At 67.7% G+C, this 12605-nt stretch carries 15 protein-coding genes; 2 read left to right on the top strand and 13 right to left on the bottom strand.

Features of this window, described 5'->3' with window-relative positions:
• Window position 1 precedes the first annotated feature (1 nt).
• The 6 genes from tgt to coaD are packed head-to-tail and all read right to left on the bottom strand — an operon-like array spanning window position 2 to window position 4372.
• The gene (tgt, locus tag EJC49_RS09315) at window positions 2–1132 is read right to left on the bottom strand and encodes a tRNA guanosine(34) transglycosylase Tgt (protein WP_126699568.1); all 1131 of its coding nucleotides are present in this window, start codon (window positions 1130–1132) and stop codon (window positions 2–4) included.
• A 23-nt stretch (window positions 1133–1155) separates the two neighbouring features.
• Window positions 1156–2232 (bottom strand): tRNA preQ1(34) S-adenosylmethionine ribosyltransferase-isomerase QueA, encoded by a 1077-nt coding sequence (gene queA, locus EJC49_RS09310; protein WP_126699566.1) that lies wholly within the window; start codon window positions 2230–2232, stop codon window positions 1156–1158.
• Window positions 2233–2241: 9 nt separating this feature from the next.
• A complete protein-coding gene (locus EJC49_RS09305) occupies window positions 2242–2691 on the bottom strand; it encodes a DMT family transporter (RefSeq protein ID WP_126699564.1) in 450 nt (149 codons plus the stop codon).
• Window positions 2692–2699: 8 nt separating this feature from the next.
• Window positions 2700–3209: a peptidylprolyl isomerase gene (locus tag EJC49_RS09300; protein WP_126699562.1), complete on the bottom strand. Its 510-nt coding sequence runs from the start codon at window positions 3207–3209 to the stop codon at window positions 2700–2702.
• A 60-nt stretch (window positions 3210–3269) separates the two neighbouring features.
• Complete coding sequence (locus EJC49_RS09295) at window positions 3270–3848, bottom strand: peptidylprolyl isomerase (RefSeq protein WP_126699560.1); 579 nt, start codon at window positions 3846–3848, stop codon at window positions 3270–3272.
• Window positions 3849–3871: 23 nt separating this feature from the next.
• Window positions 3872–4372, bottom strand: a complete 501-nt coding sequence (coaD, locus tag EJC49_RS09290; RefSeq protein WP_126699558.1) for a pantetheine-phosphate adenylyltransferase — start codon at window positions 4370–4372, stop codon at window positions 3872–3874.
• A gap of 226 nt (window positions 4373–4598) precedes the next feature.
• Between coaD and EJC49_RS09285 the strand changes: the two genes are divergently transcribed.
• Window positions 4599–5927 carry a D-alanyl-D-alanine carboxypeptidase gene (locus tag EJC49_RS09285; protein ID WP_126699556.1) on the top strand — a complete coding sequence of 443 codons (1329 nt, stop codon included), beginning with the start codon at window positions 4599–4601 and terminating at the stop codon, window positions 5925–5927.
• 71 nt (window positions 5928–5998) lie between these two features.
• Here the strand turns inward: EJC49_RS09285 and EJC49_RS09280 are convergent, their stop codons facing one another.
• The 6 genes from EJC49_RS09280 to EJC49_RS26200 all read right to left on the bottom strand — a co-directional run bounded on the left by EJC49_RS09280 (window position 5999) and on the right by EJC49_RS26200 (window position 10790).
• Window positions 5999–6694, bottom strand: a complete 696-nt coding sequence (locus EJC49_RS09280) for a DnaJ domain-containing protein (RefSeq protein WP_126699554.1) — start codon at window positions 6692–6694, stop codon at window positions 5999–6001.
• Window positions 6691–7440: a vWA domain-containing protein gene (locus EJC49_RS09275; RefSeq protein ID WP_126699552.1), complete on the bottom strand. Its 750-nt coding sequence runs from the start codon at window positions 7438–7440 to the stop codon at window positions 6691–6693. Before EJC49_RS09275 ends, EJC49_RS09280 begins: the two co-directional genes overlap by 4 nt.
• Window positions 7441–7504: 64 nt before the next feature.
• Window positions 7505–8443: a division plane positioning ATPase MipZ gene (locus tag EJC49_RS09270; protein ID WP_126699550.1), complete on the bottom strand. Its 939-nt coding sequence runs from the start codon at window positions 8441–8443 to the stop codon at window positions 7505–7507.
• 115 nt (window positions 8444–8558) lie between these two features.
• On the bottom strand, window positions 8559–8996 hold the full coding sequence (locus EJC49_RS09265) for a DUF1489 family protein (protein WP_126699548.1): 438 nt from the start codon (window positions 8994–8996) through the stop codon (window positions 8559–8561).
• A 75-nt stretch (window positions 8997–9071) separates the two neighbouring features.
• Window positions 9072–10472 carry an L-serine ammonia-lyase gene (locus tag EJC49_RS09260; protein WP_126699546.1) on the bottom strand — a complete coding sequence of 467 codons (1401 nt, stop codon included), beginning with the start codon at window positions 10470–10472 and terminating at the stop codon, window positions 9072–9074.
• Window positions 10473–10661: 189 nt separating this feature from the next.
• A complete protein-coding gene (locus EJC49_RS26200) occupies window positions 10662–10790 on the bottom strand; it encodes a hypothetical protein (RefSeq protein WP_280960019.1) in 129 nt (42 codons plus the stop codon).
• Between the two features lie 278 nt (window positions 10791–11068).
• Between EJC49_RS26200 and EJC49_RS09255 the strand changes: the two genes are divergently transcribed.
• Window positions 11069–11758 (top strand): DUF599 domain-containing protein, encoded by a 690-nt coding sequence (locus EJC49_RS09255; protein ID WP_126699544.1) that lies wholly within the window; start codon window positions 11069–11071, stop codon window positions 11756–11758.
• Here the strand turns inward: EJC49_RS09255 and EJC49_RS09250 are convergent.
• Entirely contained in the window at window positions 11748–12569 is an 822-nt protein-coding gene (locus EJC49_RS09250; protein ID WP_126699542.1) for a YdcF family protein, read from the bottom strand. The genes EJC49_RS09255 and EJC49_RS09250 overlap by 11 nt on opposite strands.
• Between the last annotated feature and the right edge of the window lie 36 nt (window positions 12570–12605).

Raw genomic sequence — 12605 nt, 5'->3', positions numbered from 1 at the left:
CTCAGAGCGCCGGAAGATCACCCCTGGCCCATCGTTCCGACGTTTCGGCGGCGAAATCGTCCATCCGGGCCTGCGAGATCGCGTCGCGGATGCCTTGCATCAGGCTCTGGTAGTAGGCGAGGTTGTTCCAGGTGAGCAGCATGCCGGCCAGCGCCTCCTGCGATCGAACGAGATGGTGCAGGTAGGCGCGCGAATAGTCCCGCGACGCCGGGCAGTCGCTTTCCTCGTCGAGCGGGCGATGGTCTTCGGCGTGGCGGGCGTTGCGCAGGTTGATCTTGCCGCGCCGCGTGTAGGCGAGCCCGTGGCGGCCGGCCCGCGTCGGCATCACGCAATCGAACATGTCGACGCCGCGCATCACCGACTTGACGATGTCGTCGGGCGTGCCGACCCCCATCAGGTAGCGTGGCTTGTCCGCCGGCAGAACGGGACAGGTCACGTCCAGCATGTCGAGCATCACCGCCTGCGGCTCGCCGACCGCAAGGCCGCCGACGGCGTAGCCCTTCAAGTCCATGGCCTTCAGCGCCGAGGCCGAGCGCTCCCGCAGGCTGCCGATGTCGCCGCCCTGCACGATCCCGAACATCGCCTTGCCGGGCTGCTGGCCGAAGGCGGTCTTGCAGCGCTCGGCCCAGCGCAGCGACAGTTCCATCGCGCGTTCGATCTCTGAAGGCTCGGCCGGCAGCGCCACGCATTCGTCGAGCTGCATCTGGATGTCGGAGTCGAGCAGGCCCTGGATCTCGATGGAGCGCTCGGGCGTCATCTCGTAGGCGGCGCCGTCGACATGCGACTTGAAGGTGACGCCCTTCTCGGTCAGCTTCCTCAACTGCGCCAGCGACATGACCTGGAAGCCGCCGCTGTCGGTCAGGATCGGATGCGGCCAGCGGGCGAATTCGTGCAGGCCTCCGAGCCTGGCCATGCGCTCGGCGCCCGGCCGCAGCATCAGGTGATAGGTGTTGCCGAGGATGATGTCGGAGCCGAGGTCGCGCACCTGGTCGAGATACATCGCCTTGACCGTGCCCGCGGTGCCGACCGGCATGAAGGCGGGGGTGCGCACCGTCCCGCGCGGCATCGATATCTCGCCGCGGCGCGCCTTGCCGTCGGTCGCGAGCACGCGAAAGGTGAACTGGTCGGTCATGGGATCGTCCCGGGTCGGCGAAATCAGTCGTCGGCGCGCCATAGCAGCGATGCATCGCCATAGGAATAGAAGCGGTAGCCATTGCCGATCGCATGGGCATAGGCGGCGCGCATGGTTTCCAGCCCGCTGAAGGCCGAGACCAGCATGAACAGCGTCGAGCGCGGCAGGTGGAAATTGGTCATCAGCCCGTCGACCGCACGAAAGCGGTAGCCCGGCGTGATGAAGATCGAAGTGGCGTCCGACCAGGCCGACAGCGTGCCGTCCGCGGCGGCTGCGCTCTCGAGCAGGCGCAGCGACGTGGTGCCAACGGCGATGATGCGCCCGCCCCGCGCGCGCGCCGCGTTCAGCGCCTCCGCCGTCGCCTGGTCCACATGGCCGATCTCGGCATGCATGCGGTGGTCGTCGGTGTCGTCGGCCTTGACCGGCAGGAAGGTCCCCGCCCCCACATGAAGCGTGACGAAGTGGCGCTCGACGCCCATGGCGTCCAGCCTGGCGAAAAGGCCCGGCGTGAAGTGGAGGCCCGCGGTCGGCGCGGCCACCGCGCCTTCCTCGCGGGCGTAGATGGTCTGGTAGTCGACGAGATCGCGTGCGTCCTGCGGCCGCTTGGAGGCGATGTAGGGCGGCAGCGGCATGTGGCCGACGGCGTGCAGCGCCTCGTCGAGCAGCGGCCCGGAGAGGTCGAAGACGAGCAGCGCCTCGCCGGCCTCGCCCTTGTCCTCGACCGTGGCCTCCAGCGCGCCGAGCATGCAGGCGTTGCCGTCATGGCCGAAGACGATGCGGTCGCCCACGGCCACCCGCTTGGCCGGCCGCAGGAAGGCCTTCCAGCGATCCGGGCCGGTGCGCATGTGCAGCGTCGCGTCGACATGCGCCACCGCCTCGCCGCGCCGCCGGGTGCCCGACAGCTGGGCGGGGATCACCCGCGTGTCGTTGAAGACCAGCGCGTCGCCTTCCCGCAGGAAGTCCGGAAGGTCGCGCACCACCGCGTCGCGAAGACCCTCGCCCGGCCGCACGACGAGCAGACGCGCCGCATCGCGCGGTTCGGCCGGGCGCAGCGCGATGCTGGCCTCGGGCAGTTCGAAATCGAAGAGGTCGACCTTCATCGCAGCGCTTCAGAACCGGCGGATCATCAGTGCGCCGACGATCAGCAGCACGGCGCCGGCCACGCGGCCGAGCGTCAGTTCGCGCACGGCGACGCCAAGCAGGCCGACGCGATCGATCAGAAGGCCCGCGAGAAGCTGGCCCGCCACGACGAAGGCGATTAGCGCGGCGGCGCCGAGCTTCGGCACCAACACCACCACGCAGGTGACATAGAAGCCGCCGAGGCAGCCGCCGACGACGAAGAGCCAAAGCGCGGGCGCGCCGAAGTCGATCACCGTGCCCTGCATCCTGGCCCAGCCGGCGGAAACGAGGCCGAGCACGATCGCCCCCGACAGGAAGGAGAAGGCGGCGGCCGCGACCGGCTGGCCAAGGCCGCGCGCCAGCGCGGAGTTGACGGGCGCCTGCAGCGCGAGCGCCGCACCGGCCATGATGCCGACGAGCGGCCAGATCACGCCCGCCATGGAACGCATCACGCGTCGGCCGCAACTTTCATCGAAACGATCATGTCGGGATCCTGCACCGGCTCGCCGCGCTTGATCTTGTCGACATTGTCCATGCCTTCGATGACCTGGCCCCAGACCGTGTACTGACGATTGAGGAAGCCGGCATCGCCGAAGCAGATGAAGAACTGCGAGTTGGCCGAGTTCGGGTTCTGCGCCCGCGCCATCGAGCAGGTGCCGCGGGCGTGGTTCATGTTGGAGAACTCCGCCTTCAGGTCCGGCTTGTCGGAGCCGCCCATGCCGGCGCGCGCCGGGTTGAACGAGGCGCCGCCCGACTTGCCGAACTTCACGTCGCCGGTCTGGGCCATGAAGCCCTCGATGACGCGGTGGAACACCACGCCGTCATAGGCGCCTTCGCGGGCGAGTTCCTTGATCCGGCCGACATGGCCGGGTGCCAGGTCGGGAAACAGCTCGATGACGACACTGCCCTTGGTCGTCTCCATCAGCAGGGTGTTTTCCGGATCCTTGATTTCAGCCATCTCTGGGCTCCCTTCGTTTGGTTTTGGTGCGGGGCGGGCTTGCGTGCCCGCTTGCCTGCTTTACTGCGGGTCGGCCGCGATCCGCGCGTCGATGATGCGGTCCGGATCCTGAACGACGCCATTGGCGTTGCGCGCGCCGCGCTTGATCTTGTCGACGGCGTCCATGCCGCTCTCCACCTGGCCGACCACCGTGTAGGCGCCGTCGAGGTTCGGCGCGGGCGCGAACATGATGAAGAACTGTGAATTGGCGGAGTTGGGGTCCTGCGCGCGGGCCATACCGACCACGCCGCGCACGAAAGGCGTGCGGGAGAACTCGGCCGGCAGGTCCGGCAACGACGACCCGCCGGTACCGGCGCGACGCGCATTGTAGCCGTCGGACATGTCGCCGAACTCGACGTCGCCGGTCTGGGCCATGAAGCCCTCGATGACGCGGTGGAAGGCGACGTTGTCGTAAGCGCCTTCGCGAACCAGCGTCTTGATCCGCTCCACATGCCTGGGCGCGAGGTCGGGGCGCAACGCGATCGTCACGTCGCCATCCTTCAGTGTGAGGATCAGCGTATCCTCCGGCTCGGCGGCCAGCGCTCCGAAGACGAGACCGGCCGAAATGAGGCAGGTCGAGACCAGCTGTTTGAGCAGCATTGCGTTTTTCTCCCTGGAAAGTGTCAGGCTTTGAACTTGGCGGCCAGCGCTTGCGCCACGGCCGCCGGGACGAAGGGGCGGATCTCGCCGCCCATGGCCGCGATCTGCCTGACGAGTGTGGCGGTAATGGTTCTGACCGAAGGGCTCGCCGGAATGAACACGGTCTGCAACTCCGGCGCCATGGTCTCGTTCATGCCGGCCATCTGCATCTCGTAGTCGAGGTCCGTGCCGTCGCGCAGGCCACGGATCATGATCGTGGCGCCGTTCGCGCGCGCGACGTCGATCAGCAGGCCGCTGAACGCGATGATCCGCACCCTGCCTTCGTCGGCACGCAATTCGGTGGAGGCCACTTCCTTGATCAGGGCGACGCGCTCGTCGAAGGTGAAGACGGGTGTCTTGCCGTGCTGGACCCCGATCGCGACGATGATCTCGTCGGCAACCGCCAGCGCGCCTTTCAGCACGTCCAGATGCCCGTTTGTCAGGGGATCGAACGAACCGGCATAGATGGCGACGCGTTTTGTCATCCCCGGCTTCTAGTGCGCTCGCGGCTCGAACGCAATCTCAACCGGCGCCTCGATCCTGACGTTGCGTGACCGCGCATTTCCTAAAACTCGAACCGAATGGTCATGGATCGGGCAATATTCCGGTTACCTTAAACGGATTGGTAACGACGCTGACCTACCGTCTGACCCCATGTCGTGGCGGCACGCGTGTCGCTGAAATCGAACAACAAGAATTCGAAGGTGCAGCATGCGTCAGTCGAACGGTCTCCCCAGATCCCTTTCCCTTGTCCCGAAATTTATCCTGGTTGCAGCTCTGGCAGCCATCACCGCCCTGTCGACCGTTCCAGCACGCGCGGTCGAATATGCCGGCATCGTCATCGACGCGCATACCGGCAAGACCCTCTACGCGGCATCGGCCGACGCCGCGCGCTATCCGGCCTCGCTGACCAAGATGATGACCCTCTACATGATCTTCGAAGCGCTCGACGGCGGCCGGATCCGCAAGGACACGCGCGTTCCCTTCTCCGCGCACGCGGCGGCCCGCCCGCCCACCAAGATCGGCGTGCGCGCCGGCAATTCCGTCACCGTCGAGACCGTGATCTACTCGCTGGTCACCAAATCGGCCAACGACGCCGCCTCCGCCGTCGCCGAACTCCTCGGCGGCACCGAGGCCGGCTTCGCCAGGCAGATGACTGCCAAGGCGCGCCAGCTCGGCATGGCCAACACGACCTTCCAGAACGCCTCGGGCCTGCCCGATCCGAACCAGCGCACGACGGCCCGCGACATGGCCATCCTCGGCATCGCGCTGCGCGAGCATTTCCCGCACCACTACGACTATTTTTCCACCCGGTCCTATACGCTCGGAACCACGCGCATGGGCAACCACAACAAGCTGCTTGGCCGGGTGAAGGGCGTCGACGGCATCAAGACCGGCTACATCCGCGCGTCGGGCTTCAACCTCGTGTCTTCCGTCAAGACGGATGGCCGCAGCATCGTCGCGGTGGTGATCGGCGGCCGCACGGGCGCCAGCCGCGACGAACAGATGACCAAGCTGATCCGCGAATATCTCCCCAAGGCCTCGACCCGCAGCAGCGGCCCGCTGATCGCCAGCCGGGTGATCAACCGTGGCGCGCCGGTGGCTACCGCCGCCATCTCCCTGCCGAAGGTCGCCATTCCGACCCCGGATTTCCGGCCCGACGGCGAAGCCGTCGCAGCCTACGCGCCGGAGCCGGCGGCCATGGCCACCGCGGCAGTCGCCGGAGCCGCAATCGAAACGGTGTCGCCCGGTGTCGGCGTCGATCCGGTGCGGACCGCGTCCATCATCGCCACCGGCGGCTGGGTCGTGCAGGTTGCCTCGACGCCGTCGAAGGAACAGGCGCTCGCCGTGCTGGAATCGACCTCGTCGCGCGCCGGCAACATCCTGTCCAACGCGTTGCCGTTCACCGAGCTCTTCGAACTGAAGGGCACGGTGTTCCACCGCGCGCGCTATGGCGGTTTCACCACCAAGACGGCCGCCTTCGATGCCTGTTCGGCCCTCAAGCGAAAGAAGATCGATTGCTACGCCGTGCAGCAGTGAGCTGCAGCCAGTCTTAACGCGGGGCCATGTCGGCCCCGGCCTCCCGGGTATGTCAGTGAGTCGACGGAGAGTTAGTCATGACCATTCAGCAGAACGTCCTTGGCCTCGTTGATACGCGCCGCAAGAAAGGACGAGCCGCCGAGGTCGGGGTGCACGCGCTGCATCAGGCGGCGATGCGCCTTGCGGATGTCCGCCGTACTGGCGCCCGCTTCAAGACCAAGGATCTGGTAGGCCTCCTGCTCAGTCATGGCGCCAGAGCCTGGCGCGCGTCTCTCCCCCCCGCCAACGTGCGCGTCCATGCCGTCACGCCAACCGGGGAAACGGCCGTCAAGATAAGCTTCCAGAAGCTGTAGGCTGTCGGCGTCGCTCGACAGCTCGGCATGCAGGGAAAGCAGATCCTCGCGCGACAGGCCGGCAAGTTCGCGACCTTCGAAATGGCCGGCCAGCACCAGGCCGGCAAGCACGCCGCTGTCGTGGTCGAGTTCCATTTCCAGGGCCGCCGTGCGCACGGTCGAACGCTTGCCCGGGCTCGGCTGCGCCGCCCGCCGCTGCCGTCCGGACAGATACCAGGCGGCGGCGCCGGAGAAAGCCGCGCCCGCAAGGCCGACCCGGCCGACCGCCAACAGGCCGAGACTGGCTAGGGCGAGCAGCGCCGGACCGAGCAAGCCGATGGTTCGGGCCACGGTGGCCGCATCGGCGCGAACGAAGGCGAAGGCCAGCAAGAGCGCGACCAGGAGAATGCCGGTCGCGTAGAACAGAACCGTCATCGCGCGGACCCGCCCTGCCCCGTCCCGCCGAGATTTTCCAGAAGAAGCCGGTCGCTGGCGCTGCCTCGGGCTTCGAGCGCGCGCAGCCCGCCCGTCGCGAAGACCGCAATGGACGACAGGAGGCGCGCGAGCGTCGCGGCCGACTGGTGGTCGAAGCGGAACCAGGCTCCCCTGGACAGCCGCGCAATCTCGCGGAAGGCGGTTTCCACGGCCGCGTTCCGCCCTTCCTGGAAGACGAAGACCGGCACGCCACGAAGGCCGAGCTGGCCTGCCTTGTCCGCGAGGTCGTCGACGTCCTCCTCCATGGCATCGCCGATATAGACCAGCGCATCGACCTTCTCGCGCGCATTCTCCTTCAAGGCGTGCGAGAGCACCTTCCCGATCTGGGTGTGACCGCCCTGGCAGTGGATCCCGGTCATCAGCCGCGTCAGTTCGCCCGTGTCGTTCACGAACTTCGACGCGCGGCATTCGCCGAAGCCGCGGAAATAGACGAGCTGGACGTTGAGCGCGGTGCGGCCGACTGCGTCGAACATCTCGGCCTGGAGGCGGCAGGCAAGATCCCAGCTCGGCTGGCGGCTCATCGTGGCGTCGAGCGCCAGCACGAGGCGGCCCTTCGCGGTGGCGCCCTTCATGGCGCCGAGCGCGCGCACCTGCCGCACGAACGCTTCCACGTCGTTGCCCTTCGCGTTCGTGCCCTCCCTGGGCGCGAGCGGATCGTCGGTCTTCTGTAGCCGTTTGTCGCTCATGGCGATGAAGATGTGGCGGTCAGGGCCGGTATGCAAGCCCCATGACGTCGCGCCCGCGCAGCGATCACTTGGCGAAGATGTCGGGCAGCAGCAGCGGCCGGCCGGACGTTTCCAGGAACTGGCGCCGGATGTCGGCGCGGCGGCGGCCCACGGCGTCGGTGGGCAGCCGCAGCGCCGTGATCAGTTGCCGGATTTCCTGGCGGGCCGCCAGGTGCGAAAGCGTCGGCCGGGTGCCCAGGACATGCGCCTCGAAATCGTCGAGGGCGGTCAGTCCGATCGGGAAGAACTCGCGGAAGATCACGCGCTCCGAGATTCCCTCGGCGATTCGGAAGCCGATCCTGGCCGACAGGTTCCTGAGGCAGGCATCCATCCTGTGCGCGTTTCGCGAGGCGATGCTGGAGAGGCGATTGCGCACCACCACCCAGTCGAGGATGGAATTGTCGGCGCTGCGCCGCTCGCGCCGCGCCTCTCGCACGGCATTGGCATATTGCGACGTCTCGAGGATCTCGTTGCTGATCGGATCGATGCGCGCCAGCACGTCGAAGTCGATGAAGCTGTCGTTCATCGGGGTGACCAGCGTGTCGGCGATGCGATGGGCGAGCCGGTTGAGGAACGTGTCGGATCCCGGCGTGTCGATGACGACGAAGTCGTGGCTGTTCTCGATGTCGGCCAGGCCGTCGGTCAGCCGGCGGAACTCCTCGCTTTCGGCGGCGGAGACCGTTTCCTTGTAGGCCGGGGGGACATGGAAGTGGTGCGGGATCGGCAGCGACAGTCGCGCCTTGGCCGACCAGCGGCGACGGTTCTCGAAATAGCGCGTCAGGGTGAGCTGGCGCCCGTCGAGATCGATCGTCGCAACCGAATGGCCGGCGCGCAGCAGGGCGACGGCGATGTGGGCCGCGGTCGTCGACTTGCCCGACCCGCCCTTCTCGTTCCCGCAGACGATCACGTGCGCGCTCTCGCGCGTGCGGCTTTCCGGGGGACCGGCCAATCCCGTTACAAGCATTGTTCCACCATCCGCGCCCTGCGCGAAGAATGCTCCCTTTCGGGCCTTTGTACAAGCCGATCAAATGTTTATGGAACGGCGCGCCGCGCGCGTCGGGGGTCGGACGAGGCGGCGCTCAGATGAGGCCGAGGTCGGCGAGCTCGCGGCGCAGTTCGGTCGGCAGGGCCGTCCATCCGGCGCGCCCTTCGCCGAGGTCGCGGGGGGCGTCCTTCGGCTCGAGGTAGCGCCAGCCCTGGAAGGCGCGGCGCGGCTGCCAGTCGGTCGGCACCACCCTGGGATCGAGCACGAGGTGGCAGCGGCCGATGCCGTCGGCGTCGGTGAACGGGCGGATGTCGACCAGCCGCTGCCGGCACTGGACGTTGCCCTTGATGACCCAATAGAGCGAGCCGCCGTCGAGAAGCGCCTCGGCGCGCTTGGGCACCATGCGCGTGGTGTGGAACTGCTCCGCCGGCTCGCCCGCCCGGCGCATCTCGCCCAGCCGGAACGCGATCCAGGTCTCGAGGTCCTCGATGCTCTCGGCGCCGACGCAGAGCTTGATCAGGTTGAGCGACATGCCGGCAGGTGTAGCGCCGGGAGACCGGCGGTCAATCGATCCCGGCGGTTCTCCACAGGGCGCGGTGTCGCGGCCTCAGCATTCCACCACGTTGACCGCCAGCCCGCCGAGGCTGGTCTCCTTGTACTTCTCGTTCATGTCGAGCCCGGTCTGGCGCATGGTCTCGATGGCGGCGTCGAGCGGCACGAAATGCTGGCCGTCGCCCTTGATGGCGAGCGAGGCCGCCGTCACCGCCTTGACCGCGCCGAGCGCGTTGCGCTCGATGCAGGGCACCTGGACCAGTCCGCCGACGGGGTCGCAGGTCATGCCGAGATGATGCTCGAGCGCGATCTCGGCCGCGTTCTCGATCTGCTCGGGCGTGCCGCCCATGACGGCGGCGAGACCGGCCGCCGCCATCGCCGAGGCCGAGCCGACCTCGCCCTGGCAGCCGACCTCGGCGCCCGAGATCGAGGCGTTGTGCTTGATGATGCCGCCGACGGCCGCGGCCGTCAGAAGGAAGGTGCGGATGTCCTCCCGCCCCGCCTCCGGGAAGAAGTGCGTCCAGTAGCGGATCACCGCCGGCACGACGCCGGCCGCGCCGTTGGTCGGCGCCGTGACCACGCGCCCGCCGGCCGCGTTCTCCTCGTTGACCGCCATCGCATAGACCGACAGCCAGTCGTTGGCGAGAAGCGGGTTCGGGCGGTTCTCCTTCCAGTCGTTCTGCATGCGCTCGTTGAGCATCTTCGCGCGCCGGCGCACCTTCAGCCCGCCCGGCATGACGCCGTCCTGCGACAGGCCCCGGTCGATGCAGGAACGCATCGCGTCCCAGATCGCGTCCAGCCGCTCGTCCAGTTCGGCCGGGCTCGACTGCGTCTCCTCGTTGGCGCGCTTCATCTCGGCGATCGACAGGCCGCTCGTTGCCGCCATCGCCAGCATCTCGGCGGCGTTTCGGAACGGGTAGGGCACGGCCGGGCCAGCCTCCGGCTCGCTGCGCGACTGCATCCGCTGCAACTCCTCGTCCGACACGACGAAGCCGCCGCCGATCGAATAGTAGATGCGGCGCAGGAGCACCCGGTCGTCGGCGTCGAGCGCGTTGAAAGCCATGCCGTTGGCGTGGCCCGCGAGCGGCGTCTTGCGGTCCATGACCAGATCGACCGCCGGATCGAAGCGATAGGGACCATGCCCGTCGGGCCGCACCCGCTTTTCGGCGGCGATGTCGGCGAGGATGGCGTCGACCGTGTCCGGATCGACCGTCGTCGGCGTGTTCCCGGCAAGGCCCAGGACGACGGCCCGGTCGGTGCCGTGGCCGATGCCGGTATAGGCCAGCGACCCGTGCAGGCTGACGGCGATGCGCGCCACCCTGGCGCCCGCCGGTCGGGGCCAGTCGCCCGAGGCGATCTCGTCGAGGAAGCGCGCGGCGGCGGTCATCGGCCCCATCGTGTGGGAACTCGACGGCCCGATGCCGATCTTGAAGAGGTCGAACACGGAAAGGAACACGGGACGGTCTCCGGAATGCTGCTGGAGTTTCCGCCGTTCGTCGGCGTTTCGCTGCGCGCGGGCCGACGTCGGCTGATCCTGCCGCGACATGATCGACGCACCGACCCCGGCGCGAAGACGGCCCCTGCAAAACACGAAGGGCGCGGCAATCGCGCCGCGCCCTTGTCATTGTCCGACTGGCCGTTGCCCTCAGCTCGAGGCGAGGACCGTTGCGTGTTCGGCGCCGCCGACCAGCCACGCCAGAAGAATGAGACCTGCAAAACCCACGATCGCCTTGGCGGTGACGCCCCAGCACGATTTCGGTACCGTATTGTCCATGATCTTCCGTGTTTTGGTTGCCCCGGAGCGCGCGGCGCAAGGCCAGGACGCTCCAATTCACGGCTTCCCTGTAAGGCTTCGGGCGCCCCTTCGCAACCGCAAAAAAGGCTTTCCAGCGGCACTTCCCCGGGACGAAACGCACTTTGTTCGAGCCGGTACAATGTTTTCAACGGGTTAGATCGACGCCTTTCTCAACGCAATTTAAATCGTTTTGTCCAAATCATGGCCACCAATGGCACACCCTGCCTTCCCGGCGCGGACGAGGCTATGCTGGCGCGATGGACATCGATTCCTTCCACTGGACGGACGCTTCGGCGCTGGCGGCCTTCATCCTGTTCTGGGTGCTGTTCTCGCAGGCGACGTCTGGCCGTTTCGTCCGCCGCAAGTCGCTGACGCAGCTGATGAATGCGCACCGCGAGGCGTGGATGCGCACCATGGCGCGGCGCGAACTGCGCATGATCGACACCGGCATCATGCTCGGCCTGCAGCAGGGCACGGCCTTCTTCGCCTCCAGCGCGCTCCTGGCGCTCGGCGGCTGCTTCGCGCTGCTCCAGTCGTCGGACAAGGTGCTGATGCTGCTGGCGGACCTGCCGCTGGCCGGCACGCCCGACCGCGCGGTCTACGAGGTCAAGGTGCTCGGCCTGATGACCGTGCTCGCCTACGCCTTCTTCAAGTTCGGCTGGGCCTATCGCCTGTTCAACTACTGCTCGATCCTGGTCGGCGCGGTGCCGATGGCCAAGGACGGCGACGAGGCGACGATCGAGACGGCCGTCCTGCGCGCGGCCAACATGAACGTGATCGCGGGCGGCCATTTCAATTCCGGCCTGCGCGGACTGTTCTTCTCCATCGGCTATCTCGGCTGGTTCGTCGGTCCGGCGGTCCTGGTGATGACGACGCTGCTCGTGCTGATCGTGCTGGTGCGCCGGCAGTTCTTCTCGACCGCGCGGGCAGCCCTGCTCAACGGATGACGGGTGTGCCCTGCCCGTCCGGGCCGGGCAGCAGCGTGTCGATCCGGCCCGTCAGCCAGTAGACCAGGAGCCCGATCCACTCGCGGATCGCGAGCGCCGTGTTCTGCGTCGAATCGAAGACGTTGTCTTCGGCCGGACCTATCCGTTCAACCCCCGACGTCCGGTAGTCGGACGGCCAGGGCACGACGGCGAAATCGGCCTTGCGGAACAGGCCGACCGAGCGCGGCATGTGAAAGGCCGACGTCACCAGCAGCCAGGTTTCGCCTTCCTGGGGATCCGCCAGCCGTTTCGAGAAGAGCGCATTTTCCTGCGTGTTGCGGGCCTCGTTGTCGAGCAGCAGGCGGCTGCGATCGACGCCCAGCGCCTCGAGCAGCCGCGGCGCGGTTTCCCCGTCTCCCTCGCCTTCGAGGAGCAGCGCGCCGGCCCCTCCCGAAACAAGAACCCGCGCCTCGGGATAGCGCAAGGCCAGCGCGGCCGTTTCCACGAACCGGTCGCCGGACGAATTGAGTTCGTAGCCGCCGCGCACGCGGTTGACCCCGCCCTCGAAGCCGCCGCCGAGCACGACGATGCCGTCGACGCGCGCCGGCATGTCCGACGGCCGCTGGAAGCGGTCCTCCAACGGATGCAGCAGAAGCGCGCCCGCCGTGGTCCAGCCGGAGACGGCCAGCACCAGAAAGCCGAGCCCTGCCGCCGATGCGGCCAGCCGCCGCCAGCCGGCGAGGATCAGCAGGAACGAGGCAAGAGCCAGGATCGCCGCCAGGGTCAGCGGGTTGGCGAACATCCAGAAGATTTTGGAAGCAATGAAGAACAAGGCGTGGTCGTTCCCCTGTTTCAGGCCATGGCCGGC

Source organism: Aquibium carbonis (assembly GCF_003970795.1).
Classification (GTDB): domain Bacteria; phylum Pseudomonadota; class Alphaproteobacteria; order Rhizobiales; family Rhizobiaceae; genus Aquibium; species Aquibium carbonis.
Note: the sequence above shows the minus strand (reverse complement) of the source record. Positions and strands in the feature narration are given on the sequence as shown.

What these genes read in the sequence shown, in the direction of transcription:
- EJC49_RS09285 (WP_126699556.1), top strand. Translation starts at nt 4,599, where the DNA reads ATGCGTCAGTCGAACGGTCTCCCCAGATCCCTTTCCCTTGTCCCGAAA.
- EJC49_RS09275 (WP_126699552.1), bottom strand. Translation starts at nt 7,440, where the DNA reads ATGAGCGACAAACGGCTACAGAAGACCGACGATCCGCTCGCGCCCAGG.
- coaD (WP_126699558.1), bottom strand. Translation starts at nt 4,372, where the DNA reads ATGACAAAACGCGTCGCCATCTATGCCGGTTCGTTCGATCCCCTGACA.
- EJC49_RS09270 (WP_126699550.1), bottom strand. Translation starts at nt 8,443, where the DNA reads ATGCTTGTAACGGGATTGGCCGGTCCCCCGGAAAGCCGCACGCGCGAG.
- queA (WP_126699566.1), bottom strand. Translation starts at nt 2,232, where the DNA reads ATGAAGGTCGACCTCTTCGATTTCGAACTGCCCGAGGCCAGCATCGCG.
- EJC49_RS09300 (WP_126699562.1), bottom strand. Translation starts at nt 3,209, where the DNA reads ATGGCTGAAATCAAGGATCCGGAAAACACCCTGCTGATGGAGACGACC.
- tgt (WP_126699568.1), bottom strand. Translation starts at nt 1,132, where the DNA reads ATGACCGACCAGTTCACCTTTCGCGTGCTCGCGACCGACGGCAAGGCG.
- EJC49_RS09295 (WP_126699560.1), bottom strand. Translation starts at nt 3,848, where the DNA reads ATGCTGCTCAAACAGCTGGTCTCGACCTGCCTCATTTCGGCCGGTCTC.
- EJC49_RS09305 (WP_126699564.1), bottom strand. Translation starts at nt 2,691, where the DNA reads ATGGCGGGCGTGATCTGGCCGCTCGTCGGCATCATGGCCGGTGCGGCG.
- EJC49_RS09265 (WP_126699548.1), bottom strand. Translation starts at nt 8,996, where the DNA reads ATGTCGCTCAACCTGATCAAGCTCTGCGTCGGCGCCGAGAGCATCGAG.
- EJC49_RS09255 (WP_126699544.1), top strand. Translation starts at nt 11,069, where the DNA reads ATGGACATCGATTCCTTCCACTGGACGGACGCTTCGGCGCTGGCGGCC.
- EJC49_RS26200 (WP_280960019.1), bottom strand. Translation starts at nt 10,790, where the DNA reads ATGGACAATACGGTACCGAAATCGTGCTGGGGCGTCACCGCCAAGGCG.
- EJC49_RS09280 (WP_126699554.1), bottom strand. Translation starts at nt 6,694, where the DNA reads ATGACGGTTCTGTTCTACGCGACCGGCATTCTCCTGGTCGCGCTCTTG.